General features: G+C 70.5%; 24 protein-coding genes and 3 tRNA genes. 11 read left to right on the top strand and 16 right to left on the bottom strand.

Features of this window, described 5'->3' with window-relative positions; translation table 11 throughout:
• The first annotated feature begins 106 nt into the window (after nt 1-106).
• On the top strand, nt 107-1105 hold the full coding sequence (locus Q9R19_RS00890; RefSeq protein ID WP_311254468.1) for a diacylglycerol kinase family protein: 999 nt from the start codon (nt 107-109) through the stop codon (nt 1103-1105).
• 282 nt (nt 1106-1387) lie between these two features.
• On the opposite strand, the gene Q9R19_RS00885 is transcribed toward Q9R19_RS00890, so the two are convergent.
• The 3 genes from Q9R19_RS00885 to Q9R19_RS00875 form a co-directional block, all read right to left on the bottom strand.
• Nucleotides 1388-2110 (bottom strand): hypothetical protein, encoded by a 723-nt coding sequence (locus tag Q9R19_RS00885; protein ID WP_311254467.1) that lies wholly within the window; start codon nt 2108-2110, stop codon nt 1388-1390.
• Nucleotides 2111-2346: 236 nt separating this feature from the next.
• Nucleotides 2347-3801: a cardiolipin synthase gene (cls, locus tag Q9R19_RS00880; RefSeq protein WP_311255837.1), complete on the bottom strand. Its 1455-nt coding sequence runs from the start codon at nt 3799-3801 to the stop codon at nt 2347-2349.
• 94 nt (nt 3802-3895) lie between these two features.
• Complete coding sequence (locus tag Q9R19_RS00875) at nt 3896-4072, bottom strand: hypothetical protein (protein ID WP_311254466.1); 177 nt, start codon at nt 4070-4072, stop codon at nt 3896-3898.
• A 164-nt stretch (nt 4073-4236) separates the two neighbouring features.
• On the opposite strand from Q9R19_RS00875, the gene Q9R19_RS00870 reads away from it, so the two are divergent.
• The gene (locus Q9R19_RS00870; RefSeq protein WP_311254465.1) at nt 4237-5355 is read left to right on the top strand and encodes a DUF4192 family protein; all 1119 of its coding nucleotides are present in this window, start codon (nt 4237-4239) and stop codon (nt 5353-5355) included.
• Here Q9R19_RS00870 and lysS read toward each other — a convergent pair whose 3' ends face one another.
• Nucleotides 5356-6927: a lysine--tRNA ligase gene (lysS, locus tag Q9R19_RS00865; protein WP_311254464.1), complete on the bottom strand. Its 1572-nt coding sequence runs from the start codon at nt 6925-6927 to the stop codon at nt 5356-5358.
• Nucleotides 6928-7109: 182 nt separating this feature from the next.
• On the opposite strand from lysS, the gene Q9R19_RS00860 reads away from it, so the two are divergent.
• Nucleotides 7110-8981, top strand: a complete 1872-nt coding sequence (locus Q9R19_RS00860; protein WP_311254463.1) for a DUF2207 family protein — start codon at nt 7110-7112, stop codon at nt 8979-8981.
• A gap of 92 nt (nt 8982-9073) precedes the next feature.
• On the opposite strand, the gene Q9R19_RS00855 is transcribed toward Q9R19_RS00860, so the two are convergent.
• The 10 genes from Q9R19_RS00855 to hpt form a co-directional block, all read right to left on the bottom strand.
• Entirely contained in the window at nt 9074-9772 is a 699-nt protein-coding gene (locus Q9R19_RS00855) for a Rossmann-like and DUF2520 domain-containing protein (protein WP_311255836.1), read from the bottom strand.
• 2 nt (nt 9773-9774) lie between these two features.
• Entirely contained in the window at nt 9775-11613 is a 1839-nt protein-coding gene (locus tag Q9R19_RS00850) for a PH domain-containing protein (protein ID WP_311254462.1), read from the bottom strand.
• On the bottom strand, nt 11610-12188 hold the full coding sequence (locus Q9R19_RS00845; RefSeq protein ID WP_311254461.1) for a PH domain-containing protein: 579 nt from the start codon (nt 12186-12188) through the stop codon (nt 11610-11612). Before Q9R19_RS00845 ends, Q9R19_RS00850 begins: the two co-directional genes overlap by 4 nt.
• Complete coding sequence (locus Q9R19_RS00840) at nt 12157-12621, bottom strand: DUF3180 domain-containing protein (protein ID WP_311254460.1); 465 nt, start codon at nt 12619-12621, stop codon at nt 12157-12159. Before Q9R19_RS00840 ends, Q9R19_RS00845 begins: the two co-directional genes overlap by 32 nt.
• Nucleotides 12618-13172: a 2-amino-4-hydroxy-6-hydroxymethyldihydropteridine diphosphokinase gene (gene folK / locus Q9R19_RS00835; protein ID WP_311254459.1), complete on the bottom strand. Its 555-nt coding sequence runs from the start codon at nt 13170-13172 to the stop codon at nt 12618-12620. Before folK ends, Q9R19_RS00840 begins: the two co-directional genes overlap by 4 nt.
• On the bottom strand, nt 13157-13549 hold the full coding sequence (gene folB / locus Q9R19_RS00830; protein ID WP_311254458.1) for a dihydroneopterin aldolase: 393 nt from the start codon (nt 13547-13549) through the stop codon (nt 13157-13159). The genes folK and folB overlap by 16 nt, the downstream gene beginning before the upstream one ends.
• Before the next feature lies 1 nt (nt 13550).
• A complete protein-coding gene (gene folP / locus Q9R19_RS00825) occupies nt 13551-14360 on the bottom strand; it encodes a dihydropteroate synthase (protein WP_311254457.1) in 810 nt (269 codons plus the stop codon).
• Nucleotides 14357-15013: a GTP cyclohydrolase I gene (gene folE, locus Q9R19_RS00820; protein ID WP_311254456.1), complete on the bottom strand. Its 657-nt coding sequence runs from the start codon at nt 15011-15013 to the stop codon at nt 14357-14359. Before folE ends, folP begins: the two co-directional genes overlap by 4 nt.
• 1 nt (nt 15014) lies before the next feature.
• Entirely contained in the window at nt 15015-17018 is a 2004-nt protein-coding gene (gene ftsH, locus Q9R19_RS00815; RefSeq protein WP_311254455.1) for an ATP-dependent zinc metalloprotease FtsH, read from the bottom strand.
• 89 nt (nt 17019-17107) lie between these two features.
• Complete coding sequence (hpt, locus tag Q9R19_RS00810) at nt 17108-17659, bottom strand: hypoxanthine phosphoribosyltransferase (protein ID WP_311254454.1); 552 nt, start codon at nt 17657-17659, stop codon at nt 17108-17110.
• A 90-nt stretch (nt 17660-17749) separates the two neighbouring features.
• On the opposite strand from hpt, the gene Q9R19_RS00805 reads away from it, so the two are divergent.
• Nucleotides 17750-18364 carry a DUF937 domain-containing protein gene (locus Q9R19_RS00805; protein WP_311254453.1) on the top strand — a complete coding sequence of 205 codons (615 nt, stop codon included), beginning with the start codon at nt 17750-17752 and terminating at the stop codon, nt 18362-18364.
• Nucleotides 18365-18462: 98 nt separating this feature from the next.
• Here the strand turns inward: Q9R19_RS00805 and tilS are convergent, their stop codons facing one another.
• On the bottom strand, nt 18463-19452 hold the full coding sequence (tilS, locus tag Q9R19_RS00800; protein ID WP_311254452.1) for a tRNA lysidine(34) synthetase TilS: 990 nt from the start codon (nt 19450-19452) through the stop codon (nt 18463-18465).
• Nucleotides 19453-19544: 92 nt separating this feature from the next.
• Here tilS and Q9R19_RS00795 point away from each other — a divergent pair, with 92 nt between their 5' ends.
• Both Q9R19_RS00795 and ppa read left to right on the top strand, forming a co-directional pair.
• Nucleotides 19545-20408, top strand: a complete 864-nt coding sequence (locus Q9R19_RS00795) for a hypothetical protein (protein WP_311254451.1) — start codon at nt 19545-19547, stop codon at nt 20406-20408.
• Between the two features lie 115 nt (nt 20409-20523).
• A complete protein-coding gene (ppa, locus tag Q9R19_RS00790) occupies nt 20524-21015 on the top strand; it encodes an inorganic diphosphatase (protein ID WP_311254450.1) in 492 nt (163 codons plus the stop codon).
• 319 nt (nt 21016-21334) lie between these two features.
• Here the strand turns inward: ppa and Q9R19_RS00785 are convergent, their stop codons facing one another.
• The gene (locus Q9R19_RS00785) at nt 21335-22651 is read right to left on the bottom strand and encodes a M23 family metallopeptidase (RefSeq protein WP_311254449.1); all 1317 of its coding nucleotides are present in this window, start codon (nt 22649-22651) and stop codon (nt 21335-21337) included.
• Nucleotides 22652-22992: 341 nt separating this feature from the next.
• Here Q9R19_RS00785 and Q9R19_RS00780 point away from each other — a divergent pair.
• The 5 genes from Q9R19_RS00780 (at nt 22993) to Q9R19_RS00760 (ending at nt 25951) form a co-directional block, all read left to right on the top strand.
• Nucleotides 22993-23065, top strand: a tRNA-Glu gene (locus Q9R19_RS00780).
• 26 nt (nt 23066-23091) lie between these two features.
• A tRNA-Asp gene (locus tag Q9R19_RS00775) sits at nt 23092-23165 on the top strand.
• Nucleotides 23166-23232: 67 nt separating this feature from the next.
• Nucleotides 23233-23305: transfer RNA gene (locus tag Q9R19_RS00770), tRNA-Phe, on the top strand.
• A 191-nt stretch (nt 23306-23496) separates the two neighbouring features.
• Complete coding sequence (locus tag Q9R19_RS00765; RefSeq protein WP_311254448.1) at nt 23497-24426, top strand: hypothetical protein; 930 nt, start codon at nt 23497-23499, stop codon at nt 24424-24426.
• A 46-nt stretch (nt 24427-24472) separates the two neighbouring features.
• Nucleotides 24473-25951 carry a dGTP triphosphohydrolase gene (locus Q9R19_RS00760; protein WP_311254447.1) on the top strand — a complete coding sequence of 493 codons (1479 nt, stop codon included), beginning with the start codon at nt 24473-24475 and terminating at the stop codon, nt 25949-25951.
• The last annotated feature ends 56 nt before the right edge of the window (nt 25952-26007 follow it).

The following is a 26007-nucleotide window of genomic DNA, read 5'->3' as shown; positions in this document are numbered from 1 at the left end:
CGATTCGGGACCCGCGAGCGGGCGGGAGCGACCCGCGCACCGCGATTCGGGACCCGCGAACGGCCCCGAGCACGGGACCGCCCGCGTTCGGCCTTAGAGTTGCGTCATGTCGGCATCCGGGAGCGAGCGCAGCCACGCGGCACTCGTGCTCAATCCCGTCAAGGCCGACGCCCAGCGACTGCGCAGCGCGCTGCTGGCGTCGTCCCACGAACACGGGTGGGATCCGCCGCGCATCTACGAGACCAGCGTCGACGACCCGGGACGGGGCGTGACGCGCACCGCGATCGAAGAGGGTGCGGCCGCCGTGCTCGCCGCGGGCGGCGACGGCACGGTGCGGTCGGTATCCGAGGCGATGGCCGGCACCGGCATCCCGTTCGCGGTCGTGCCCAGCGGCACTGGCAACCTCTTCGCGCGCAACCTCGGGCTGCCGCTGCTGGCGCCCGAGCGGGTGATGGATGCCGTGTTCACCGGGTTCACGCATCCGGTCGACATCGGCTGGGCAACCCTCACGCGCGAGGACGGCGTGCAGAGCGAGCACGGCTTCGTCGTGCTCGCGGGCATGGGTCTGGATGCCGACATGATCGCGAACACCCGGCCCGACCTGAAGAGGTCGGTCGGCTGGGTCGCGTACCTCGACGGTGCGGCCCGGTCGCTGCCGCGCGCGACGCCGTTCCGCGTGGTGTATCAGCTCGACGACGGGCGGCTGCACACGGTCAAGGTGCACAGCATGCTGTTCGCGAACTGCGGCGCACTGCCCGCCGGAATCGCGCTGATGCCGGATGCCTCGCTCGACGACGGCACGATGGATGTCGCCGTCATCCAGCCGACCGGGCCGCTGGGCTGGCTGGGGATCTGGCGCAAGATCTGGTGGGACAACTCGGTGCTGCGCCGCACGCGCGCGGGACGACTCGCGCTGGAGCGGCGCGGGCGCAGCGCCTCGATCCGCTACCTGCGCGCGCGGTCGGCGGAGGCTGCGATGGCGGCGCCCACTTCGATCGAGCTCGACGGCGACGAGCTCGGCACGGCGGTGCGGATGCTGTGCCGCATCGAGCAGGGCGCTCTGAGCATCGTGCTCCCTGCCGGCCACGACGTCTCGCGCTTCTAGCGCGCTGCGCGCCCTCTCGTGCCACGGCGCCTCTTCGCGGGTCCCACTTTGCTGCTCTTCGTGGGTCCCACCTTGCTGCTCTTCGCGGGTCCCACCTTGCTGCCTCGTACGCCGCGAGCCAGCCATACGGGCCCCACCAAACCCACATTCGGCGCACCCGGGCGCGTCGCGGGTCCCAGGTCACGGGCTCCCGTGCGGCCAGGCGACCATATGCGCCCCGCGAGCATGCGGGCTGGAGCACGCGGGCTGGGCCACGAAAGGCCGTGCGCGCCCGGGCACGGGTCAGCCGCGCACGCGCACCTCACCGTCGAGGTTGTCGCCCTGCAGCGTCAGCACGAACGCGACGTCGCGGTCGACAGGGTCGGGCAGCACGATCGGAGTCACGCGCGGGGCCAGATCCATCGTGCACATGCGGTCGCGACTCGCGAAGCGCACTGTGGCGCCGGCATCCGTGCGCTCCACTTCGTCGACCTCCGGCGGGCACGAACTCGATCCGTACGTCAGCAGCAGGATGCCGTCGTCGGCGAACCAGCCGGCCGTCGGAGCCTGATCCGGCACTCCGGTCTCCTGGTCTGCAAAGCCGGCAAGCGCCGCGGAGCCCGACTCGTCGCCGTCGCGGATGCTGATCCGCACGTCGCGGCTCGCGTCGACACCGTCCGCGACGCCGATGACGTGGGCGAGCAGGCGCAGGTCACTGTTGCATCCGTCACTCGCCTCCGGCGGATACGTCAGCTCGACGGAGATGTCCTGTCCGTCAGCTGAGGACGCCTGCACGAACGGCTGACAGGTCGGCGTCGACGAACCCCATGTCACGATGCCGATCATGCGCCCGCCGTCGAGCCATGCGGCGTAGAGATCGCCCGGTTCGGTGCTGCGATGCTCGCGCGGCGAGGGCGTGCTGGTCGGCACCGGGGATGCCGGAGTCGCCGAGCACCCGGACGCCAGCAGCGCCACGGCGGCGAGGGCGAGCATGACGGGAGCGAAGCGGAGTCGCGAGCGGCTCATACCCTCAGTGTCCGCGATCTCGGGGCGTCTCGCAATCAGCATCCACCCCTCTCGCTGCGCGCATCGGACGCGCGCTTCGCGGGTCCCACTTTGCTGCCTCGCGCGTCATGAGGCGACGATCCGGGACCGGCGAGATTCAGGTCGAGCGCACCCGCGCGTGTCGCGGGGCCCGAAAGGCCGCCTCGCGAGCACGGAGGGCGCAATTCAGGACCCGCGAACGCTTACCCGCGAACGCTTTACTGCAGGGCCGAGGTGAGGCGGGCGAGGTTGTCGAGCACGGTGGAGCGCAGCGGCTGCTTGTTCCACTCCTCCAGGGTCAGCTCGCGGCTGAGCGAGCGGTACTCGTCTTCCACGATGCGCACCTCGTCGACGAACTCCTCACCGCGCACGAGCATGGACACCTCCATGTTCAGACCGAACGAGCGCATGTCCATGTTGCTCGACCCGATCACCGCGACCTGCTCATCGATCGTGAGGCTCTTGGTGTGCAGGATGTACGGCTTGGGGTACATCCAGATGCGGATGCCGGCGCGCAGCAGCGCCTCGTAGTAGCTGCGCTGCGCGTGGTAGACGACGGCCTGGTCGCCCTGCTCCGACACGAAGAGCTCCACCTGCACACCCCGGTCGACGGCGGCGGTGACCGCCAGCAGCAGCGCCTCGTCGGGCACGAAGTACGGGCTGACGATCATGATCCGCTCCTGCGCCGCGTACAGCAGTCCCAGGAACAGCCGCAGGTTGTTCTCCACCTCGAACCCGGGCCCCGACGGCACGATCTGGCACCCCAGTTCCCCGTCGCCGAGCTCCACGTGGGTGAGGTCGCCGGCGTCGGGCACCTGATCCGTCTCCGCGTAGTAGTCGCTCAGGAACACGGCGTTCAGGCTCGCGACGACCGGTCCCTGCACCCGCACCATCAGGTCGACCCAGTGCAGCCCGCGCTTGATGTTCCTGGGCAGGTTGTACGACGAGTCCGTCACGTTCTGCGAGCCGACGAACCCGACGGTGCCGTCCACGACGACGAGCTTGCGGTGGTTGCGCAGGTCGGGCCGCTGGAATCGTCCGCGCAGCGGCTGGATCGGCAGCATCAGGTGCCAGTCGGCGCCCATGGCATCCAGCCGCCGCAGCGTCTCGCGATACCGCGGCTTCCAGCGGTTGGCCCAGTAGTCCAGCAGCACCCGCACCGGGATGCCGCGGGCGGCGACCTCCTCCATGGCGCGGAAGAAGTCGTCGGTGGAGGCGTCGCTCTGCAGGATGTAGAACTCCACGTGCACGTAGTGCTCGGCCTGCCGCATGGCGTCGGCCATCGCATCCAGCGACTCCTGATAGTCGCTGATCAGGTGCGCGTCGTTGCCGCCGGACAGCGGCAGCGCCCCCAGACGCTGGTTCATCGCCACCAGCGGGGGGAACCATTCGGGGGCGTTCGGCCGAAGCGATCCGAAGTTCAAGTGGCTGGCGGTCTCGGCGATGTAAGCGTTCACCTGCTCCTGCTTGCGCCGACGCGCGCGCGGCAGCTTGGGATTGCCGATCAGCAGGAACAGCAGCGCGCCGAGGACGGGGATCAGGAAGATGGCCAGCAGCCATGCCATCGCCGCGGTGGGGCGCCGGTTGCGCGGCACGACGATGATGGAGACCACGCGCACGGTCACGTCGATCACCAGGTAGCCGATGACGGCCCACCACGGCCAGGCCTCCAACCAGCTCACCGTGCGCCCCCTCTCCGTCTCGACTGCTCGCTCTCGATCAGAGTAGCCGCAGAGATCGGGTCGACGGCGCAGGCCGGGGCCGGCGTCAGGATGCCTTGGGCGGGAGCCCGCGCGCTGCGCGCTCCTCCGCCTCGATCCGGGCGTGCACCTTGCGCTCGGTGCGGTCGAATCGCAGGATGCCGCGAAGCACGATCACGAAGATCACGCTCACCGCGAGGGTCGGCAGAATGGCCCACCCCGCCGCGATCCAGATGTTGTCCACGCATCCATCGTACGCTGTCGTCCCGCCCCTCGGCTCGCCGGGCGGAGGCCGGACCGCCATCGCTCCTCCACATCGGCGCCTCAGTGACGAGTTGTGCACAGTTTCCGAGGATGACGCGGCTCGACGCCGCGCAGACGTGGGCGGGGTGCGAGCACACTCGGCGCATGAACACGATCATCCACGCCACCCGCCCCGCCGATCTGCTCGGCATCGTGCCGGCCCTGGCCGGCTTCACCCCGCGACGCAGCCTCGTGCTGCTGCCGTTCCGAGACACCCGGGCCGACGGGGCGATGCGCGTCGACCTCCCCGACCCCGACATCGATCCCGACGAGTTCGCCGACGCGGCCGTTCACGCGCTGCTGCAGGTCAGCGGGATCGACGCCGCCGCGATCGTCGTCTACACCGACGAGCCGGCCCAGCCCGTGCCCGACGGCCTGCTGCTGCCTCATCTGGTCCTGGTGGAGGCACTCGCCGACGTCGCGGCAGACGCGGGACTGCGGCTGGTCGACGCGCTGTGCGTCACCCCGCAGGGCTGGGCCGATTACCGGGAGGATGAACCGACCGTGCAGTCTCTGGACGGCATCCCACACCTGCCGGACATCCCCGGTGTGGGTGATCTCAGCGGAGACCAGCGCACCGGGGCGCAGCTGCCGCCGAGCGACCTCGTCGAGCGCGAGCAGGTCGGACGCGCCCTCGCCGAGCTGGACGACGTGCTGGAGCGGCACCGCGAGGGTCGCGCCGCCGTCGGCGCGTCCGAGAATCCGCTCGCGCTCGCCACCGCCGAAGTGCTGCTGGACGGGCTGCCCTCGTTCGTCGAGGGGATGCTGGATGATCCGAGCGACATCGGCCCTTACAGCTGCGCCGCACTGCTCTGGTGCCTGGAGCGGCCCGTGCTGCGCGACGCGATCCTGGTGCAGTGGGCGACGGATCTGTCGTTCGGGCACCGGGCGCTCGAGGCGCAGCTGGAGTTCTCGCACCAGCACACCGAGGTCCCACCGGCGATCGGGGAGGTGTTCCTCGGCCGGGGCGCGCAGCCCGATCCCGACCGGCTCGGCTGTGCGCTCGAGGTGGTCCGGCTGGCGGCCTCGCGCGCGCCCCGCCGTGCGAAGCCCGCCGCGCTGACGGCGGCGGCCTGGCTGGCATGGGCCCTGGGTCGTTCGTCGCACGCCGGATGCTACGTGGACGAGGCGCTGGAACTCGACCCGCAGCACAGCATGGCCTCGCTCATCTCGACGATGCTCTCGGCGGCGCTGCTGCCGGAGTGGGTGCTCCGGAGGCGATGACTACTTGACCAGCGGGAACAGGATCGTCTCACGGATGCCCAGGCCCGTGACGGCCATGAGCAGGCGGTCGATGCCCATGCCCATGCCGCCGGAGGGCGGCATGCCGTGCTCGAGAGCCCGCAGGAACTCCTCGTCCACGCGCATGGCCTCGAGGTCGCCGCCGGCGGCGAGCTTCGCCTGCTCGACGAAGCGCTCGCGCTGGATGACCGGGTCGACCAGCTCGGAGTAGCCGGTGGCCAGCTCGAAGCCGCGGATGTACAGGTCCCACTTCTCCACCACGCCGTCGATCGAACGGTGCTCGCGCACCAGCGGCGACGTGTCGACGGGGAAGTCCATCACGAACGTGGGGCGCACCAGGTCGCCCTTCACGAAGTGCTCCCACAGCTCCTCGACGAGCTTGCCGTGGGTGGCGTGCGGCGGGATCTCCACGTCGTTCGCCTCGGCGAAGGCGATCAGATCCTCCACCGGGTCCTGCGGGGTGACCGTGCGGCCGCACGCCGCCGACAGCGAGTCGTACATCGAGATGCGGTCCCATTCGCCGCCCAGGTCGTACTCGGTGCCGTCCGCCCAGGTGACCGTCGTGGAGCCGGCCACGGCGATCGCCGCGTTCTGCACCAGCTCCTGCGTGAGCTCGGCCATCTGGTGGTAGTCGCCGTACGCCTGGTACGCCTCGAGCATCGCGAACTCGGGCGAGTGGGTGGAGTCGGCGCCCTCGTTGCGGAAGTTGCGGTTGATCTCGTACACCCGCTCGATTCCGCCCACGACGGCTCGCTTGAGGTACAGCTCCGGGGCGATGCGCAGGTACAGCTCGGTGTCGAACGCGTTGGAGTGGGTGATGAAGGGGCGAGCGGATGCCCCGCCGTGCTGCACCTGCAGCATCGGCGTCTCCACCTCGAGATAGTCGTGACTGGTGAATGTGGCGCGAAGGCTGGCGTTCACCGCCGCGCGGGCGCGTACGGTGGTGCGGGCCCGGTCGCGGACGATGAGATCGAGGAAGCGGCTGCGCACGCGCGTCTCCTCGTTCAGCTCGGCGTACACGTTGGGCAGCGGCAGGATCGCCTTGGACGCGATGGCCCAGTCGTCGGCCATGATCGAGAGCTCACCACGGCGGCTGGAGATCACCTCGCCGTGCACGAAGACGTGGTCGCCCAGGTCGACGAGCTCCTTCCAGTTCGCCAGCGACTCGTCGCCGACGTTCGCGAGCGACACCATCGCCTGGATGCGCGAGCCGTCGCCGGCTTGGAGGGTGGCGAAGCAGAGCTTGCCGGTGTTGCGGCTGAACACCACGCGGCCCGCGACGCCGACGATCTCGCCCGTCTCGGCGCCCGGCTCGAGGTCGCCGTACTGTGCGCGCAGCGCGGGGATGCCGTGCGTCACCGGCACGCCCACCGGGAAGGCCCCGCCGCCGGCATCCGCCCGGTTCGCGATCAGCCTGTCGCGCTTGGCCAGCCGCACCGCCTTCTGCTCGAACACGTCCTCCTCGGAGGCCACCTGCTGGGTCCCTGAACCCGCGGAACCCGCCTGGGTCCCTGAGCTCGTCGAAGGGGTGGTCGGCGCAGACGCGTCAGTCATGGGTGGAGGCTCCTCGCAGAAAGTCTCCTCAAGTCTACCGGCGGCCGTCGGCGCGCTTCGCGGGTCCCGAATCGCCGCCTCGTGCCCCGGCGAGGCCACCATTCGGGCCCCGCGAGCACAGCATCCGGCACGAGGGCATCGCCGGAGGTGCGCATGACGGCGCCTCGGCTAGCCTCGGACGCATGCGACCTCGACTCCGCGCCTTCCCGCACGCACCCGCCGCGCCGCACGCATCCCCCGCGTCGCACGCACCCGCCGCGCGGCACGCATCCGCGAGGCTCGTCGCGATGCTCGCACTGGCGCTCGGGCTGCTCGCGACCGTGCTGCTGCCGGCATCCGCCGCCTCCGCCGACGTCGACGACTTCTCGTACTCGTCGTGGGACTCCGATTACCGGATATCGCTCGACGACCACGGCCGCGCGGTCGCGCACGTGACCGAGACGCTCGTGGCCGAGTTCCCCGACACGGACCAGAACAAGGGCATCATCCGCGGCTATCCGCAGCGCTACGAGGGCGCGGGGCTCAGCGTCCGCATCCTGTCGGTGAAGGATGCCGAGGGTCACGACGTCCCGTACGAGACCGAGACCGAGGACGGCATGCTGCTGGTGCTCACCGGCGACGACGACTACGTGCACGGACCGACCACCTACGTGATCGAGTCCACCATGCACGACTTCATGATCCACGGCGGCGAGAGCGGCAACGACGAGTTCTACTGGAACCTGCTGCCGCTGAACAGCACGCAGGACATCGGCCGCTTCCAGGCCACGATGACGTTCTCGACGCAGCTCGCCGACGCGCTCACGGGCGACACCGCCTGCTACGGCGGCCGCACGGGCGAGCGTGCTCCGTGCACGCTCGAGGGGCCCGAGCGCACGTCCGACGGTGCGACCTTCACGGTCCGCTCTGCCGCACGAGCCGCCGGCGACGGCGTCACGGTGGCCATCGGCTTCACCTCGGCCACGGTCACGCAGCCGGATGCCCGCCGAGCGGACCCCGTGGCGGATTTCGGGGCTGCCGCGTTCGGCCTGGGCTCCATCGCGACCGCGATCGGTGCCTGGGTGGCGGTCGCCGTCCGCGCACGTCGCCGCCGGAGGGCGACCGGCGTCGTCGTCGCGCAGTTCGACGTTCCCGCCGAGCTGCCGCCGCTGGCCGCGGCGCCGTTGATCCCGGCGGCGCCGAACCCGGTGCCCGCGCAGCTGGTGCACCTGGCGGTGACGGGCGCGGTGCGGCTGGAGGAGGATCCGACGGATGCCAGAAAGCGGCCGTCACTGCGGCGCCTGCACCACCGCGAACTCGACCAGCCGCTGGATCGCGCGACGATCGAGAGCCTGTTCCCGGGTGAGAACACCGTGCGCCGCATCCCGAAGTCCAGCACCCGCTTCGCCAAGCGCATGACGCGGCTGGTCGCCAAGGGACGCACGGCGGCCGAGCGCAACGGCTGGCTGACCGCCGAGCGCAGCGGGGGCGCCATGGCGTTCGGCTGGGTCGCCATCGCCCTGTTCCTGGCGACGCTGGGGTTCTTCATCAGCGCGGCGATGAAGGATCGCGACCTGCTGGGGCTGTCGTTCCTGGCGCTGCTGGCGGCGGGCATCGTCGTGACGATCACCTCGTTCTTCGCGTTCGCCCCGCACACGGTGCTGACTCCGGACGGAGCACTGCAGTACGAGTACCTGATGGGGGTGAAGGAGTTCATCCGCGTGGCCGAGGCCGACCGGCTGCGGATGCTGCAGTCCTACCGCGGCGCCGATCGCGGCCAGGACGGCACGGTCGACGTCGTGCACCTGTACGAGAAGCTGCTCCCCTACGCCATGCTGTTCGGCGAGGAGAAGAGCTGGACCGCCGTGCTGGAGACCACGTACTCGGCATCCGGCAGCAGCCCGGGCTGGATGGACGTGGCAGCCGGCGTCTCGATCAGCTCGCGCCTGTCGCACTACTCCACGTCGATGAACACGGCGGCCACTTACACGCCCTCCAGCTCGTCGGGCGGCGGCTCGACCGGGGGCGGGTTCTCCGGCGGAGGAGGTGGCGGCGGCTTCTCCGGCGGCCGCTGAGTCCCCGGGTCGCTGTGCCGGGCCCACGCGCCTCCGAGGCTCCGTCCGACGCGGAGCGGCGCTCGGCGTGGGCGCGGGGATCGAAGCGCTGTTCAGAGCAGCGGCGGATCCAGCGGACCGGATGCCTCGCGCAGCGCCTGCTCGACGGTGGACGACACTAGCGCCGAGAGATAGCCGCCGGGGTTCTCGACTCCCACCTCTCGCAGCAGGGAGGTCGCCTGGCCGACGATGGAGCGGGAGAACTCGGATGCCGTGGAGATGGCCTCCCCGTACGCCGCGCGATGCTGCTCGGCGATGACCACCGGCTCACAGCCCATCTCCACGGCGAGCGCCTGCGCGATCGGCAGCACCGGGGCGGGCGCGGTGACGGCCGCGAACGCGACCTGCAGCTGGCGCAGGTCCATCGTGGTGCCGGTGAAAGCGATCGCCGGATGCACGGCCAGCGGGATCGCCCCCTGCGCAGCGGCCGGCTGCAGCACGTCGATGCCGTAGATCGGGTCGGTGTGCAGCAGCAGCTGCCCCAGCTGCCAGCCGCCGACCTCGGCGATGCCGCTGACCAGCCCGGGGAGCTCGTCATGGGGCACCGCCAGTACGACCAGCTCGCTGCGGCGCGCCACCTCGAGCGCGTCCAGCACGGGCACGCCAGGCAGCACGGCCGCGGCGCGATCGTCATCCGAGCCCGAGGTGATCCCCGTCACGGCATGTCCGGCTCCGGCGAGCGCTGCGCCCACCACGGGTCCGACGCGCCCCGCGCCGATGATCCCGACGCCGAGCCGTCCGTCGCGATGCACGTTCACTCCGAGCGCTGCTCCGGCTCGACGGCCGGCGCCTGCGGGCGCCCAGCATCCAGCGCCGCCGCATCCACCGCATCCACCGCTTCCACGGCATCCAGTGCCGCCGCATTCACGGCATCCGCCACGACGCCGCTGCCCACAGCCGACTCCTGCTCACCCCAGCGATGCGTGTGATCGCGAGCGGCGGCATCCGCGGCCGCCCGGCTCACGCGATCGAGCAGCTCGAGGGCGTCGTCGCGCTCCAACCCGGACAGTGTCCCCGAGATGGGCCCGGTGACCGAGTGGACCTGCCCGCCGGCCACGCGCTGCAGCCGGTCGATCGGCCCCTGCGCGATCGACACTCCCTGCAGCCGGGCCAGCGGGAACACGGCGAGCTTGCGCCATACGGCTCCGCGCCGCAGCAGCACCCCGAAGTCGGTCACGGCGTAGCCGTGGCGCCGCCACGAGAACGGCCGGTGCCACCAGGCACGGCGTGGAATGGTCTTGTAGGGGTCGCCCGGCACCGGTCCGAGGATGCCGTGCTCCCACACCAGCGGGATGTCCGCCTGCGGGGCATCGGGCAGGATCAGCGACAGCACCCGCTCGACGTCGGCGCGCTTGCCGACCGGCAGCACCACGTTGAACTGCTGCGCCGTGCTGCTCTGCTGCTGCGCGGCGCTCTTGCCGCTCATCCGGTTGATCTTCACCGCCCACCAGCCGAACGGCCGCCACAGCAGCGACTGGGTCACCTCCACGGCGAAGATGCGCCCCGGCGGCAGCGTCTCGGTGATCGTGGTCAGCAGGCCGTAGGTGATGCGCACACCGTCGGGCGTGGGCGCGATCGAGTACCGCAGCGACTTGGAGATCTGCGACCACGTTATGCCGACCACGGCGATGACGAGCGGGATGCCCATTCCGAAGGTGATCCCCAGCATCGCGACGGTGACGTCCGCGCCGGATTCGCCGTCCGCGGTCATCCCGATGAACGCGGAGACCACGACGGTCACGTAGATCGCGCCGAAGAACAGCACCCACAGCACTGCGGAGATCAGCTGCGAGCCGACCAGTCGTCCGGTGGGGATCTTCACCACGCTCTCGGGAGCGACGTCCTGCAGGTCGACGCCCTGGATCAGACCGCTGACCCCGTCATTCATCGATCCGACCAGCTGGGCGGTCATCCCGGTCGGTGCGGCCGCGCCGGGGATCGCGTCGCCGTTGCGGGCCAGCTCCCGCGCAGCCCGTGCACCGGACGCCAGGCGCAGGATGTCCGCACGGATGGACTCCGCCCGCGTGGTGGCGAGGTACTCCAGCTCGACGTTCGCGTCGGTCCCGGCGCCGACCACCTCGAGCTTGGCGAGGCCGATCACGCGCGCGGGGAACGGACGGGTGAGGTTCACGCCCTGCACGCGGTCGAGGGGAGCGCGGCGGTGCGCGCGGAACACGATGCCCTTGCGCACCTCGACGTGGTCTCCCGTGATGCGGAACTGGTGGAAGCGCCAGACCAGCCAGAACACCAGCACCAGCACGATCGCCAGTGCCAGCACCCCCAGCAGCACGAGCAGGATGAGGTTGTTCTCCAGCACCCAGTCCACCGGGTCGCCGCCGTAGCCCATGTACTTGGCCTCGTCGGGGGCGAACAGGCTCACGACCCAGCCGATCAGGCGCTCGCGCATATTCGAGATGACGATTCCGGCCACGATGATCAGCACCAGGCCGCCCTTGAACAGGGGGGTGAGCGGATGCAGGCGGTGCCACTCGCCGTCGGCGAGCGACGACGAGCCGCCTTCGGGCAGCACCGCGTCGGGCGCAGCCGTGTCGGCGCGATCGGGCTCGGGGCCGGGTACCGCGGGCAGAGTCACAGGCCGGTCCTGCGGGTCTCGGCGACCTGGATGAGCGTGTCGCGCAGCGCCTCGGCGGCCTGCTGCGTGAGGCCGGGAATCTGCACGCCGGTGGTCGCCGCGGCGGTGACCATCTTCAGCTGCGAGATGCCGAATGCGCGATCCAGCGGACCCTGCGTGATGTCGACCAGCTGCATGCGTCCGTAGGGCACGGCCACCATGCGCTGCCACAGGATGCCCTTGCGGAACACCACGTCGTCGTCGCGCAGCATGTAGCCGAGCGCTCTGGCCTGGCGCGGCAGGATGATCAGGGTGATCAGCGTGATCAGCAGCACGGCGCCGGCCGGGATCCACACCCAGGTCTGATCGAGCACGAACGCCAGGATCAGCGCTGCGGCGACCAGCACCACGATGAAGATCGCGTTCTGCACGAACTGCGAGACCACGTAGCGCGGCGAGATCTGGTGCCAGGAGCCGTCGAGCGCGAGCGCCGAGGCGCTGCGCGGCTCACGCAGCCGCCGATAGGTTCCGGCATCCAGCGCGGTGGCCCCGGAGTCGTGCTCCTCACCGGGCGTGTTCGTCGGGATCTCGGTCATCAGAATCCTTCGGCAGAGTGCAGAACTGTTCGGCGAGCAGTGCCGCCCCGATCAGCACGAGCGAGCCGACGATCAGGGCGATCATCGCCAGGGTCGACCCTACCGGAGCGGGCACCGGACGGCTGGAGATGAACAGCAGGAGTCCCGCACCGATGCCGGTCAGGATCGCGCCGAGCAGGCTGGACGCCTGAGCGAGCGTCGAGGCCCTCGCGGCGCGGAACGGATCGATCCGGGTACCGCCGCGCACGCTGCGCCGCACCGGCCACGCGAGCAGCAGGCATCCGGCCGCGAGCAGCACCAGCAGCACCGGCAGCAGCATCGTCGGGGTGAACGTCGCGCGGCCGGTGACTGTCAGCAGATGGTCGACGCCGTAGCCGGCCGCCGCCGACAGCAGCGCGAGCACTGCCAGCACGCCCAGGGAGGTCCGCCTCACCGGTCGGCCCCTGCATCCGTCGCCGGGTCCTTCAGTCGGCGCACCAGCTGGTCCACTCGCCCCGCGCCCGGCAGCACCGCATCCGGGTCGATGCTCAGCCACGGCTCCAGCACGAACAGCCGCTCCGCGGCACGCGGATGCGGCACGCGCAGGTGCTCCTCGTCGCTGCGGGAGTCCCCGTACGCGATCAGGTCGAGGTCGAGCGTGCGATCGCCCCAGCGCTCCAGCCGCACGCGACCGTGCTCCTCCTCGATCGCGTGCATCATGCCCAGCAGCACCTGCGGCGCCAGCCGCGTGGTCAGCAGCGCGACGGCGTTCAGGTAGCGCGGCGCGTCGTGGTCGGGTCCGTCGACCTTCACGGCGACGCTCTCGATCGGCTCCGACATCACCAGATCGTCGACCAGCGGCAGGCGGCGCAGCCGCTCGGCGGCCGCGTGCAGCGTCTCGCCGCGATCGCCCTCGTTGGAGCCGAGCGCGATCACCGCCACCTGCGGGTCCCGCCCTGGACGGGGGTCCGGCGGCTCGGTCAGCTGGTTCAGGCGGACGTCCATGCGGCCTCCTCCTGCTGCGCGCGGTGGACCGAGACGGCGACGTCTGCGAAGGTCTGCTCGATCGGCGCGTGCGGCTTGTGCACCGTCACCGTGACCGTGCGCACGCGCCGGTCCTGCAGCACGGCATCCGCGATCCGCTGCGCGAGCGTCTCGATCAGGTTCACCGGCTCGCCCGCGACGATCGCGGCGACCCGGTCGGCGAGCTCGCCGTAGTGCACCGTATCGGCGACGTCATCGGATACCGCGGCCTCCTTCAGCGGCAGCCCCAGGCGCAGATCGATCGTGAACTCCTGGCCCTCGCGGCGCTCGAAGTCGAAGACGCCGTGATAGCCGAACACGGTCAGCCCGGTCAGTGCGATCTCGTCGAGGAAGTCCATCTCACGCTCCGTCCCAGGCGCCGGCGACCGCCAGCGCGTCCCTCGTGGCCGCGACGTCGTGCACCCGCACCGCCCAGACGCCGGCACGCGCGGCCAGCGCGCTCGTGACGGCGGTGGCGAGATCGCGGCGCCGCTCGCTGAGCGGGTCGGGACCGGATGCCCGGTGCAGGGCGTCCGCCAGCAGCCGCTTGCGCGAGGTGCCGACCAGCACCCGGTGCCCGAGCGCGGTGATCTCGTCCAGCCCGCGCAGCACCTCCCAGTTCTGCTCGGCGGTCTTCGCGAACCCGATGCCGGGATCCACGATGATCCGCGCGGGGGCGATGCCGGCCGCGTTGGCCGCCTCCACGCGGGCGCGCAGCTCGCCGGCGACCTCGCGGGCGGCGCGCGCGTACGTGGCGTGCGCGTACATGTCCTCGCTCGGCCCTCGCCAGTGCCCGAGCGCGATGTCCGCGCCCAGGTCGGCGACGGTGGCCAGCATCCGCTCGTCGGCGAGCCCGCCGGAGACGTCGTTCACGATCCGCGTGCCGGCGCGCACCGCTGCGGCGGCCGTGTCGGCGTTGAGAGTGTCGATGGAGGTCGGGATGCCGGCATCCGTCAGCGCCTCGATCACCGGCAGCACCCGCTCCCGTTCGATCCGCGGGTCGACCCGCACCGCTCCGGGCCGGGTCGACTCCCCGCCGACGTCGATGATCAGCGCGCCCTGCGAGTGCATCAGCCGCGCCCGGTCGATCGCCACCGACGGATCGACGTAGCGCCCGCCGTCGCTGAACGAGTCGGGGGTCGTGTTCAGGATGCCCCAGATGCCCGTCACACCGGCTCCCGGGTCGCCGCATCGGCTGCGCCCTCGGTCGCTGAGCCCGATCCCCCGTGGGGCGTGGGAATCGAAGCGCCGATCAGGGCGATCAGCTCGGCCCGCGCCAACGGCTCGGTGTACTCGCCCCGCGCGGCGACCGTCACGGTCGACGCGCTCGGCTGCCGGCCCCCGCGCAGGGTGACGCAGCCGTGCGTGGCATCCAGCACCACCAGCACGCCACGCGTGTCGAGGTGCGCGGCGACAGCATCCGCGATCTGCTCACCCAGCCGCTCCTGCACCTGCGGGCGCGCCGCGAGCGTCTCGACGACCTTCACGAGGGCACCCAGCCCGACCACCTGCTCGCCCGGCAGGTACGCCAGATGGGCGACGCCGGCGAACGGCAGCAAATGGTGCTCGCAGACGGAGCGGAACCGGATGTCGCGCACGAGCACCGCTCCCGAGGGCACGGTGTCCGGCGCGGGACCGCGGGTCACGCTGATCGTGCGCGCCAGGTGGGCGGCGGGGTCCTCGTCGACGCCGGCGAAGAGCTCGGCGTACAGCTCCGCCACCCTGCTCGGGGTCTGCTTCAGTCCCGGCCGCTCCGGGTCCTCCCCGATCGCCTCGAGCAGCTCGCGGGTGAGCCGCTCGACACGCGCCCTGTCGACAGCCACGTCACGCCGTCGCCGGTCGGGCCTGTCCGCCGGCGGGCTTGGGACCCGCTGCGCGGGCCGTGGTGGTGGGGGCGGCGGCATCCGCGGCGATCGGCTCCTCGCGCACCGGCACGGCGATCGGCGGCTGCGTCGAGACAGGTCGGTCGGCGCTGGAGAGCCACTGCGGACGCTCGGGCAGCTTGCGCACGTCGGTGAAGATCTCGGCGATCTGGTGGTGATCGAGCGTCTCCTCCTCGAGCAGCGCGAGCGCCAGGCGGTCGAGGATGTCGCGGTTCTCGCTGAGCACCTGGTAGGCCTCGTTGTGGGCCTGCTCGATCAGCACGCGCACCTGCTCGTCGACCGTCTCGGCGATCTTGTCGGAGTAGTCGTGACCGCGGTTCATGTCGCGCGCCACGAACATCTCGCCGCCCTCGGAGCCCAGCTTGACGGGGCCGACCTCAGTGGTCATGCCGTATTCGGTGACCATCTTGCGGGCGATGCCGGTGGCCTTCTCGATGTCGTTGCTGGCGCCGGTGGTGGGGTCGTGGAACACGATCTCCTCGGCGACGCGACCGCCCATGGCGTAGGTCAGCTGGTCCTGCAGCTCGTTGCGGGTGACGGAGTACTTGTCGTCCAGCGGCAGCACCATCGTGTAGCCGAGGGCCTTGCCGCGCGGCAGGATGGTGATCTTGGTGACCGGGTCGGTGTGGTTCATCGCGGCCGCGGCGAGCGCGTGGCCGCCCTCGTGGTAGGCGGTGATCAGCTTCTCGCGGTCCTTCATCACGCGGGTGCGGCGCTGCGGGCCGGCGATCACGCGGTCGATGGCCTCGTCGAGGGCGCGGTTGTCGATCAGCTGCGCGTTGGAGCGGGCGGTGAGCAGGGCCGCCTCGTTGAGCACGTTGGCGAGATCCGCACCGGTGAAGCCGGGGGTCTTGCGGGCGACGACCTCGAGCTCGACCGACTTGGAGAGCGGCTTGCCCTTGGCGTGCACCTCGAGGATCTTCTGCCGGCCCTTCAGGTCGGGCGCGTCCACACCGATCTGACGGTCGAAGCGGCCCGGGCGCAGCAGCGCGGGGTCGAGGATGTCGGGACGGTTGGTCGCCGCGATGACGATCACGTTCGCGTTGGGGTCGAAGCCGTCCATCTCGACGAGCATCTGGTTCAGCGTCTGCTCGCGCTCGTCATTGCCGCCGCCCAGGCCCGCGCCGCGGTGGCGGCCGACGGCGTCGATCTCGTCGATGAAGATGATGGCCGGGGCGTTCTCCTTGGCCTGGTTGAACAGGTCGCGCACGCGGGATGCTCCCACGCCGACGAACATCTCGACGAAGTCCGAACCGGAGATCGAGTAGAACGGGGCACCCGCCTCGCCGGCGACCGCGCGGGCGAGCAGGGTCTTACCGGTTCCGGGAGGACCGTACAGCAGCACGCCCTTCGGGATGCGGGCGCCGATCGCCTGGAACTTGGCGGGATCCTGCAGGAACTCCTTGATCTCGTGCAGCTCTTCGATGGCCTCGTCGGCTCCGGCGACGTCGGCGAAGGTGACGGTGGGCGTCTCCTTGCTGACGAGTTTGGCCTTGGATTTGCCGAACTGCATGACCTTGCTGCCGCCGCCCTGCATCGATGAGAGCAGCCACCAGAACAGCAGCCCGAGCAGCACCAGCGGGAGGAGAAGCGAGAGGAAGCCGTCGAACCAGGTGGCGCGCGGCACGACGTCAACCACATCGGCGGCCTTGATGTCGGCGCCGTCGATCGCCTTGACGACCTGGTCCGCCCTGGCCTCGACGTAGTAGAACTGCACGTTCTTGGAGCCCTCGAAGGCCTTGGAGAGCGTGAGGTCGACCCGCTGGTCGCCGTCGGTGTTGACGGCCTTCGTCACCGTCTTGCCGTTGAGCAGCTCGAGCCCCTGCGGCGCGGTGATCTGCTTGGGCGCCGACAGGTTCGAGATCAGCAGGAAACCGGCGAACAGCAGCGCGCCGATCAGCACGATGTAGATCAGCGGGTTGCGGGAGACCTTCTTGACATCCATGATCCGTTCAGCGTACCGCCCGGGGCCTAGCGCCCTGCTGTGCGTTCACCGTCGGCGTACCGCCCTGGCTCGCGGGACGAAGTGAGGCGTCAGCTGTACACGTGCGGGGCGAGCACGGCGACGTCGCGCAGGTTGCGGTAGCGCTCGGCGTAGTCCAGACCGTAGCCGACGACGAACTCCACCGGGATGTCGAAGCCGACGTACTTGCAGTCGATCTCCACCTTCGCGGCCTCGGGCTTGCGCAGCAGCGCGAGCACCTCGATGGACTCCGCACCGCGCGAGGCGAAGTTCTCCAGCAGCCAGCTCAGCGTCAGACCCGAGTCGATGATGTCCTCGACGATGAGCACGTGCTTGCCGTGCAGGTCGGTGTCGAGGTCCTTGCGGATCTGCACGACGCCGCTGGATTTGGTGCTCGCGCCGTAGCTGGAGACCGCCATCCAGTCCATCGGCGCGTGGAACGGCAGTGCGCGGATGAAGTCCGCCATCACCATGACCGCGCCCTTGAGCACCCCGACCAGCAGGATGTCCTTGCCCTCGTAATCCGCGGCGACGCGTTCCGCGAGCTCTTCGAGCTTGACGTGGATCTGCTCCTCGGTGACGAGGATCTGGGCGAGGTCTTCAGAGATGTCCGCTGCGCGCATGGATCGATTTTAGGCGGTGTCCGCTGCGGCCCGGGCATCGGGCGCTACTGTGAGCGGTGGAGCGGGCACGCGCCCGCGGGGAAGGAAGACATGGACGTCGAAGAGATTCTCAAGCACGTGCCCATCGACGACATCGCCGAGAAGTTCGGCGTGAGCCGGGATGTCGCGCGCCAGGCCGTCCAGGAGGGCAGCGCCGCCATCGTGGGCGGACTGGCCAAGAACGCCGAGACGCCGGAGGGCTCCTCCGCGATCGAGGGCGCGCTGAACCGACACGGCGGCTTCTCGGGCGCATCGAAGGTCGACGACGTGGATCAGGCGGACGGCGGCAAGATCCTCGGCCACGTGTTCGGCGACAAGAAGCAGGAGGTCACCGACAGCCTCACGAAGTCGGAGAAGACCGCGGGCGGCATCGACTTCGGCAAGCTCCTGCCGATCCTCGCCCCGATCGTGATGGGCCTGATCGCGGGTGCCAAGGGTGGTTCCTCCGGCTCGGGTGGCGGCCTGGGCGGCATCCTCGGCGGGCTGCTCGGCGGCGGCTCTTCGACAGGCTCAGGGACCCAGGCATCCAGTGGCGGCGGCCTGGGAGACATCCTCGGCGGCCTCGGCGGGCTGCTCGGCGGCGGTCCTTCGACAGGCTCAGGGACCCAGGAATCCAGCGGCGGCGGCCTCGGCGACATCCTCGGCGGCCTGCTCGGCAAGAGGTAGTCCCGCCCGAGACGTTCGCGGGGCCCGTTTCGCGGCCTCGGATGCCCCGGAGGCAACCATCCGGGCCCCGCGAACGCACGTGGACCGGTGCTCTGGTCTCAGCGTGCCGCGAACACGATCCGTCCTCCGGCGCGCTTCGCCGTGCATCCGGGCAGGTCGATCGGCCCCTGGCCCGACCAGTCGGTCACGAGCCGCGCCACCTCCAGCGTCTGCGTGCGGCTCAGCGCCGCGCTGAACTCGCTGGCGACCACCAGCCGGATGATGCGGTTGCGCAGCGCGGCCGGGTTCGCGGCGAGCGCGGCGACGCTCACCGAGATGCCCGCCTCGGCATGTTCGACGATGTCCTCGATGGTCTCGTGGATCATCTCGTCGAACGCCTCGGCATCCTCACGCAGCTGCTCGGCCGTGCGTGCCAGCGCCTCGGCGATGCCGGGGCCGAGCTCGTCCTCCAGCACCGGCAGCACCCGCTCTCGCACGCGCACGCGGGCGAAGCGCGGTTCGACGTTGTGCGGGTCGTCCCACGGCTCCAGTCCGGATGCCGCGCAGCACGCCCGCGTGGTCGCCCGCCGCACCCCGAGCAGGGGACGCAGCCACAGCATCCCCTCGTCGTCCGCGCGCGCCGCGGCCATGCCCTGCAGGCTCGCGGCGCCCGATCCGCGGGCCAGGCCCAGCAGCACGGTCTCGGCCTGGTCGTCGAGCGTGTGCCCGAGCAGCACAGCGGATGCCGCAGCATCCCGAGCGCGCTGCCGCAGCGCGGCGTAGCGGGCGTCGCGCGCGGCGGCCTCGAGACCATCCGGATGCTGGGCATCCACCTGCACGGTCAGCACCACGGCATCCGCGCCCAGTGCTCTGGCCTGCTCGGCCGCGCGCAGCGCGACGGCATCCGAGCCGGGCTGCAGCCCGTGATCGACGACCGCGGCCGTGACCGCCGTGCCGAGCTTTCCGGCTTCGAAGACGGTCGCGGCAGTCAGCGCGAGCGAATCCGCCCCGCCGGAGAGTGCGACGACGACGCGAGCGCTCGGCGCGGACGCGAGTGCGGAGCGGACGGCGCGACGGATTTCAGCGACGGCGGGATCGAGCGATGGCACCCCTCCACCGTACGGGCAGGTCCGCGGTCACGGGGGAGGAACGATCGGCGGGTGCCCGTGCACGCCGCCGCGCGCGCCGATAGCCTGCTCACATGATCCGCAGGGAACCCGTCGTCGTGCTGCTGCTGACCGGCGCACTGCTCACCGCGTGCACGCCCGCGCCTTCGGCGCCGCGGGCATCCGATCCGGTGTCCTCCGCGGCACCTGCGACGTCCGCCCCGGACCCGGATGCCATCCGCGACGTCGACTTCGGCTCGCTCACCTTCACGTGGGACACGCTGGGCGTGCAGTACCCGGTGAAGCTCAGCGACGGCGCGGCGCAGGTGGAGGACCCGTACTACCAGCAGACCGCCACTTTCCGGCTGGGCGAGCCGACGTACTCGGATGCCAACGGAGACGGCCTCATCGACGCCGCGGTGCCGTTGCAGTTCGAGGCGGGCAACGGGATCATGAAGAACTGGTTCCTGTGGCTGGCGCAGCCGGATGCCCCGGATGCACCGCAGCAGATCGTCTTCCCGATCGCCTCTGGGGCGCGCTGCGCCGACGCCGTGAGCGGCGTGGAGGCCATCGACGGCGGATTCCGGGTGCACGAGGTGATGCGCGACGCGATCGAGTCGACCGCGGCATGCGCGCAGGTCGGCACGATGGAGCGCACCCGCGACATCGGCGCGGAGGGCGACGGCACCGCCGACGGCTCGTGGCCGGTGACGCTCGACGGCGAGGGCTTCGGCGGGTACTGCCCGGTGAAGGTGATCACCGAGGGCGAGCGCGCTCCCGCGCAGGGACGGGTGGGCCCGTCGGATGCCGCACCTCAGACGTCCGCCAGCGGTGAGAAGCTGTTCACACCCATCCAGCACTACCCGTTCCTGCAGCCCGAGGGCTGGATGCTGACGGGGTTCCTCCCGGACGAGCCGGTCGACGACTCGGTGGTCTGTGTCTGGGTGGAGAAGAGCTGACGCCTCGGACTGGGCGCGCGCCCGAGTATTCTGGTGCGGGGCGGCCGCTGGACTCCCCGCGATCTTCCACCCGGGATCCGTCGGATTCCGGCATCCGAACCGAGGAGAACACCACATGGGCGCACACGACGCCGTCATCGAGATCCCGCGCGGCAGCCGCGTGAAGTACGAGGTCGACCACGAGACCGGTCGCGTGCACTTGGACCGGGTGCTGTACACGACCTTCGGCTACCCGGCCGACTACGGCTACTTCGACAACACGCTCGGCGAGGACGGCGATCCGCTGGACGTGCTCGTGCTGCTCGACCACGCGATCTACCCGGGCGTCGTCGTGAACGTGCGTCCGGTGGCGGTGCTGAAGATGAGCGACGAGGCCGGCGGCGACGACAAGCTCGTGGCCGTGCTGTCGAAGGACCCGCGGTGGGAGCACATCCAGGACATCGGCGACCTGCCCGAGTACACCAAGAAGGAGATCGCGCACTTCTTCGAGCACTACAAGGACCTGGAGCCCAACAAGTGGGTCAAGGTCGACGAGTGGGGCGACGCCGCTGAGGCGCAGCGCATCCTCGACGAGGCGATCGAGCGCTTCGGCACCGAAGGGCACTGACCTCCGCACTCTGGGTCGCTGAGCCCTCACCTGCGTCGCTGAGCTCCATACCCTGGGTCGCTGAGCTTCACACCCTGGGTCGCTGAGCTCGTCGAAGCGCCCCGCACCTGCGTCGCTGAGCTCCATACCCTGGGTCGCTGAGCCTGTCGAAGCGCGCTCCGCACCCTGGGTCGCTGAGCCGGGCCCACGCGCCCCCGAGGCTCCGTCCGACGCGAAGCGGCGGTCGGAGTGGGGCGTGGGGATCGAAGCGCCGAAACCCCCGGGCGAACCGTTCGGTTCACGCCGGGGGTTTCGTATGCGCGCGAGCGTGCGACGGATGCTAGATCGCGCCGCGCGCCGCCATGAACGGGTACGGATCCACGCGCCCGCCGTTGATGTACACCTCGAAGTGCAGGTGGCATCCGAACGAGTTGCCCGTGTTGCCGGCGTAGCCGATGACCTGTCCGGCGCTGACGTACTGTCCGCGGCGTACCGCGAAGCGGGACTGGTGCCCGTAGCCGGTGGCGATGCCGCCGCCGTGCTGGATACGCGTGTAGTTGCCGTAGCCGCCGTTGTAGCCTGCGAAGTCGACCGTGCCCGAGTGCGCCGCGTAGATGTACGCGCCGCAGCCATTGGCGATGTCGATGCCGCCGTGGTCGCGGGACGCGCAGTAGCTGTTGCTGCACTGGACGTTGCGCCGGCCGTAGTAGGAGGAGATCCGGCCGCCCGAGGGTCGCCGCCATGCGCCGGAGCCGGAACCGCCGCCTCCGCCGCCTCCGCCGCCTCCGCCACCTCCGCCGCTGCCGTGGTTCTTCGCGGCTTCCTCGGCGGCCTTGCGCGCCGCCTCGGCGGCCTTGCGCGCTGCCTCTTCGCGCGCCTTCTTCTCGGCGGCCTCGCGTGCTTTGCGCTTGCGCTCGCCCTCCTGGTAGCCGGCGACGGTCGCCGTCGTGTTGTCCTTGAGCGCGGCGAGCTGGGCCTGCAGCGTGACGAGGTTGTTCTGCTTCTCGTCGAGCGCCGCCTGCGCGGCATCCGATGCCTGCTGTGCCTTGACCATCTTGTCTTCGGCGATCTTCTGCAGCCGATCCCGCTCGTCACGCGCCGCTTTGGCCTGGTCCGTCAGATGCTGGGCGGAGTCGCGTGCGGCAGCGGCCTGGTCGGCGACGGTGCGGTTGTACTCGAGGAGCTTGTCCATGCTCCCCAGGCGGGAGAGCAGGTCGTCGGCGCCGCTCGCGGAATCCGAGAGAAACAGCTCGAGGGCGGCCTGGTCTCCGCCGGTGCGGTACAGCTGGGTGGCGACCTGCCCCGCCTGACGGGAGCTCTCGTCGGCGATCTTGGACTGCTCGTCGGCCTGGCTCTGCAGCGACTCGGCGGCGGCGTCGGCGTCGAAATAGGCCTGCTGCGCCGCGTAGAACTCGTCGCCGGCGACGCGTGCGGCCTCTTCGGCGGCGGCGGCCCGCTGGGTGAGGGTCTGGATCAGGTTCTGGATGCGGGTGATCTCGGCGCCCTTGGCCGCTTCGCTGGCCTTGGCACGCTGCACGTCGTCCCAGCTGGGGTAACCGGGCTCGGCCAGCGCGGCGGTCGTGCCGGCGGAGACACCGAACGCCGTGAGTGCGATCGCGCTCAGCGCGCCGACGGCGATGGCGCCGCGGCGGCTCACCGTGGCCGAGGGCCACAGGGCACGTCGCTCAGCGGGCGTCGGGGCGCACCCGCATTCCTCGGACGCCGCGCGGGCGTCCGTACTGACTTCACTGTTCACACGGCCCCTTCCGCCGGTTTCACAGGTGCCACACTAACAACATTCGTCACATCCGCACCAGAGGCACGGGCCGCGTCGTCGCCGGAGCCGTGAGATCTGCGCCTCCTGCGGGCACAGGAGGCACTGCCATCGTCCTCCCGAAACGCCCGGAGCGGCAGCAGACGCGCCCCTGATTTCGTTTTTCCTCCCGCCGTCCCTTATGCTTGAGCGTCGGCAAGGGAAACCCCAGGGTTCACCTCTGCGGCCCCATCGTTTAGCGGCCTAGGACGCCGCCCTTTCACGGCGGTAGCACGGGTTCGAATCCCGTTGGGGTCACTCTTCCGATACAATTGAAAAGTTATGGCCCTGTAGCGCAGTTGGTTAGCGTGCCGCCCTGTCACGGCGGAGGTCGCGGGTTCAAGTCCCGTCAGGGTCGCTCCAAGCGACGGGCCTTCTTTCGGGAAGGCCTTTCGTATCGGACGCGACAGGTTCGCCGGTCGCGCGGCTCTGTAGCTCAGTTGGTAGAGCGTTCGACTGAAAATCGAAAGGTCACCGGATCGATGCCGGTCGGAGCCACAAGGGTGATCGTTACAATCATCCCAGGAACCCTCGCGTAGCTTCTACATCGCGGGGGTTTCGCTTTGCCCCGGCTCCGCCCCGCTCCCGCTCCCGCTCCTGCCACCCACCCCTCACCCGAGACAGTCCCGGCGCGTGCGCTGGAGGGGTGCCGATAGGATCGACCCATCGCACCGATCCGGGGGGAAATCATGCTGCGCAGGGCATCGACACGAGCGGGCATCGTCGCACTGGGCCTTGCAGTGGCCCTCAGCACCGTCGGATGCTCGGCGCTGCTGCCCACGTCTGATCCCGGCCCCCAGGCCGCATCACCGCAGCAGCCCCAGCAGCCCCAGCAGCAGACCGTCGACGCGGCGTGCGGGATCGTCACCGCCGAGTGGGGCCTGGCCCTGGATGCGTGGCCCGCGATCGAGGATCCCCAGGACACCGGCGCCCGACAGGACTTCGCGAAGGCGGAGACCGAGCACAAGGCGATGATCGCCGACCTGCAGAAGGTCGCCGACAAGATCGAGGCACCCGACGTCCGCAGCGTTCTCGACACGACGATCGACGCCCACCAGCGGTATGCCGATGAGATCTGGGGGCTCCTGGAGGACGTACCCGCGGGCTACCCCGTCGTACTGGACGATCCCAAGAACAAACTGGTGATCGTCGGCGAGAAGGTGTCGGACTACAAGCGCGAACTGGCTGCCGCCGACATGCAGCGCTACGACCTGTGCGGCGCGGTGAAGAGCAATCAGACCGGCGTTCAGGCCTGCGAGATCGTCAACCAGGCCTGGACGGACGGAGCACAGGCCTTCAACGCCGCCGCCCGGTCGGTGTCGCGCGGTGACATCACCGGTGGCATCGAATCCGGAGAGGCGGCCCTGCAGCAGATCAAGGCTGCGATGATCCAGGTGAACGTTCCCGAGGTGCTGGACGAGCTCGTTGTCATGTACGACGCGTATGAGACGTACTACACCGGGTTCTCGACGGTGCCAACCGACGACGAGATGAGCCGGATGTCGGAGGACGAGCTGATAGAGCTGACGGACAGGTCCGACAAGATGTTCCAGGACTGGGACGGCGTCCTCACGCGCGGAGTGGCGAATCTCACGACGTACTGCAACGGACTCGACTAGACGTCGTCGGGCCAGGACCACCCCCGGTCGATGCCACACTGAACTCATGACGGACGATCCCCGCCAGGCACGACGGCTGCCCGAGATCCTCGACGAGTTCCAGCGCGCCGAGGGGCATCCGCATTTCCGGGTGGATGTCGAGCGCATCCGCTTCTCGCCGTACTACTCGCGCCTGTCCGCGGTGACGCAGGTGATCTCGCAGACAGGTGCCGGCCTAGCCGTGCACAACCGGCTGACCCACTCCATCAAGGTCGCCGCCGTCGCCCGTGCGATCGCCACTCACCTCTCCACCCGCACCGACCAGGCGAACCGCGTCGTCGAGGAGCTCGGCGGCGCGCATCCTGTGGTCGTGCAGGCGGCCGCCGCGGCGCACGACCTGGGGCATCCGCCGTTCGGGCACCTGGGCGAGCAGGCCCTGGACCGGCTCGCGCGCAGCCGCTTCGGCCTGACCGAGGGATTCGAGGGCAACGCGCAGACCTACCGCATCCTCACCCGCCTCGACGAGCACGACCGCCCCGGCGTCGGCCTCAACCTCACCGCCGCCGTGCGCGCCGCGGTGCTGAAGTACCCGTGGCGCCGCGGGCAGGGCGGGCCGCGCCGCGGCGGCTTCGGCAAGTACAGCTTCTATGCGATCGACGAGGCCGACGCCCGCAGCGCCCTGGCCGCCTTCCCGTTGATCGAACCGGGCCAGCAGACCGTCGAATGCTCCATCATGGACATCTCCGACGACATCGCGTACTCGCTGCACGACCTCGACGACTTCTACCGCGCGGGTCTGCTGAACCCGGCTGCGCTGTCGGCCGAGTTCCGTTCGTGGCGGCGGGAGCTCGCGACGCTGCGCGCGACGGATGCCGAAGACCTGACCACCCGCGTGCCGGGCCACTCGCTGGAGCTGCTGTGGCGGCGCCTGCTCGAGAAGGATGCCTGGATCGCCGACCCCGACGCGTTCGGCGAAGCGGTCGCGAAGGTGGCATCCGAGGTCATCGACGGACTGCTCGCCGAGCCCTTCGACGGGTCGCTGGCCAGCGAGCGCGCCCTGGCCCGCTTCACGACCGGATGGATCGCCCGGCTGCAGTCGTCGGTGCAGGTGCACCGGCATCCGCACCTCCGCTCCGGCCACGTCAGCCTGAACCGCCCCGCCTGGCACGAAGTGGCGGTGCTGAAGTTCCTGCACGAGCGGTTCATCCTGGAACGCCCCGACCTCACCGTGTACCAGCGCGGACAGGCCAGCATCCTGCAGCGGCTTGTGGACGGCTTCACCGCCTGGCTGAACGATCCGCGCGACGCCCGCCGCGCCCCGCGGCGGCTGATCGATCTGGTGGAGCTGGCGACCGACGACCACCGTCGGCTGCGCACGTCGGCGGGGCAGGGCGAGTCGTGCACGGATGCCGAGCTCGACGCGCTCGCGCGGGGACGGGGCATCATCGACTACGTCGCCTCGCTGACCGACGCGCAGGCGATCTCGCTGGATGCCCTGCTGGCCGGCCGCACCGAGCGGCTCTGGGACGCCGGCCAGGGACTCTGACTCCCGGCCGCTCGCGGCCCCGCCCGCCGCAGGGCGTGCCAGAGTGGAGGGAACAC

The sequence above is a fragment of the Microbacterium sp. ARD32 genome (assembly GCF_031844385.1).
Taxonomy (GTDB): Bacteria; Actinomycetota; Actinomycetes; order Actinomycetales; family Microbacteriaceae; genus Microbacterium.
The sequence above is the reverse complement of the archived record's forward strand: the minus strand, read 5'-3'. Positions and strand labels throughout refer to the sequence as shown.

What these genes read in the sequence shown, in the direction of transcription:
- folK (WP_311254459.1), bottom strand. Translation starts at nt 13,172, where the DNA reads ATGGACGTCCGCCTGAACCAGCTGACCGAGCCGCCGGACCCCCGTCCA.
- ftsH (WP_311254455.1), bottom strand. Translation starts at nt 17,018, where the DNA reads ATGGATGTCAAGAAGGTCTCCCGCAACCCGCTGATCTACATCGTGCTG.
- Q9R19_RS00760 (WP_311254447.1), top strand. Translation starts at nt 24,473, where the DNA reads ATGACGGACGATCCCCGCCAGGCACGACGGCTGCCCGAGATCCTCGAC.
- ppa (WP_311254450.1), top strand. Translation starts at nt 20,524, where the DNA reads ATGGGCGCACACGACGCCGTCATCGAGATCCCGCGCGGCAGCCGCGTG.
- folB (WP_311254458.1), bottom strand. Translation starts at nt 13,549, where the DNA reads ATGGACTTCCTCGACGAGATCGCACTGACCGGGCTGACCGTGTTCGGC.
- Q9R19_RS00890 (WP_311254468.1), top strand. Translation starts at nt 107, where the DNA reads ATGTCGGCATCCGGGAGCGAGCGCAGCCACGCGGCACTCGTGCTCAAT.
- Q9R19_RS00885 (WP_311254467.1), bottom strand. Translation starts at nt 2,110, where the DNA reads ATGAGCCGCTCGCGACTCCGCTTCGCTCCCGTCATGCTCGCCCTCGCC.
- Q9R19_RS00795 (WP_311254451.1), top strand. Translation starts at nt 19,545, where the DNA reads ATGATCCGCAGGGAACCCGTCGTCGTGCTGCTGCTGACCGGCGCACTG.
- Q9R19_RS00860 (WP_311254463.1), top strand. Translation starts at nt 7,110, where the DNA reads ATGCGACCTCGACTCCGCGCCTTCCCGCACGCACCCGCCGCGCCGCAC.
- Q9R19_RS00870 (WP_311254465.1), top strand. Translation starts at nt 4,237, where the DNA reads ATGAACACGATCATCCACGCCACCCGCCCCGCCGATCTGCTCGGCATC.
- hpt (WP_311254454.1), bottom strand. Translation starts at nt 17,659, where the DNA reads ATGCGCGCAGCGGACATCTCTGAAGACCTCGCCCAGATCCTCGTCACC.
- Q9R19_RS00765 (WP_311254448.1), top strand. Translation starts at nt 23,497, where the DNA reads ATGCTGCGCAGGGCATCGACACGAGCGGGCATCGTCGCACTGGGCCTT.
- lysS (WP_311254464.1), bottom strand. Translation starts at nt 6,927, where the DNA reads ATGACTGACGCGTCTGCGCCGACCACCCCTTCGACGAGCTCAGGGACC.
- Q9R19_RS00845 (WP_311254461.1), bottom strand. Translation starts at nt 12,188, where the DNA reads ATGACCGAGATCCCGACGAACACGCCCGGTGAGGAGCACGACTCCGGG.
- Q9R19_RS00805 (WP_311254453.1), top strand. Translation starts at nt 17,750, where the DNA reads ATGGACGTCGAAGAGATTCTCAAGCACGTGCCCATCGACGACATCGCC.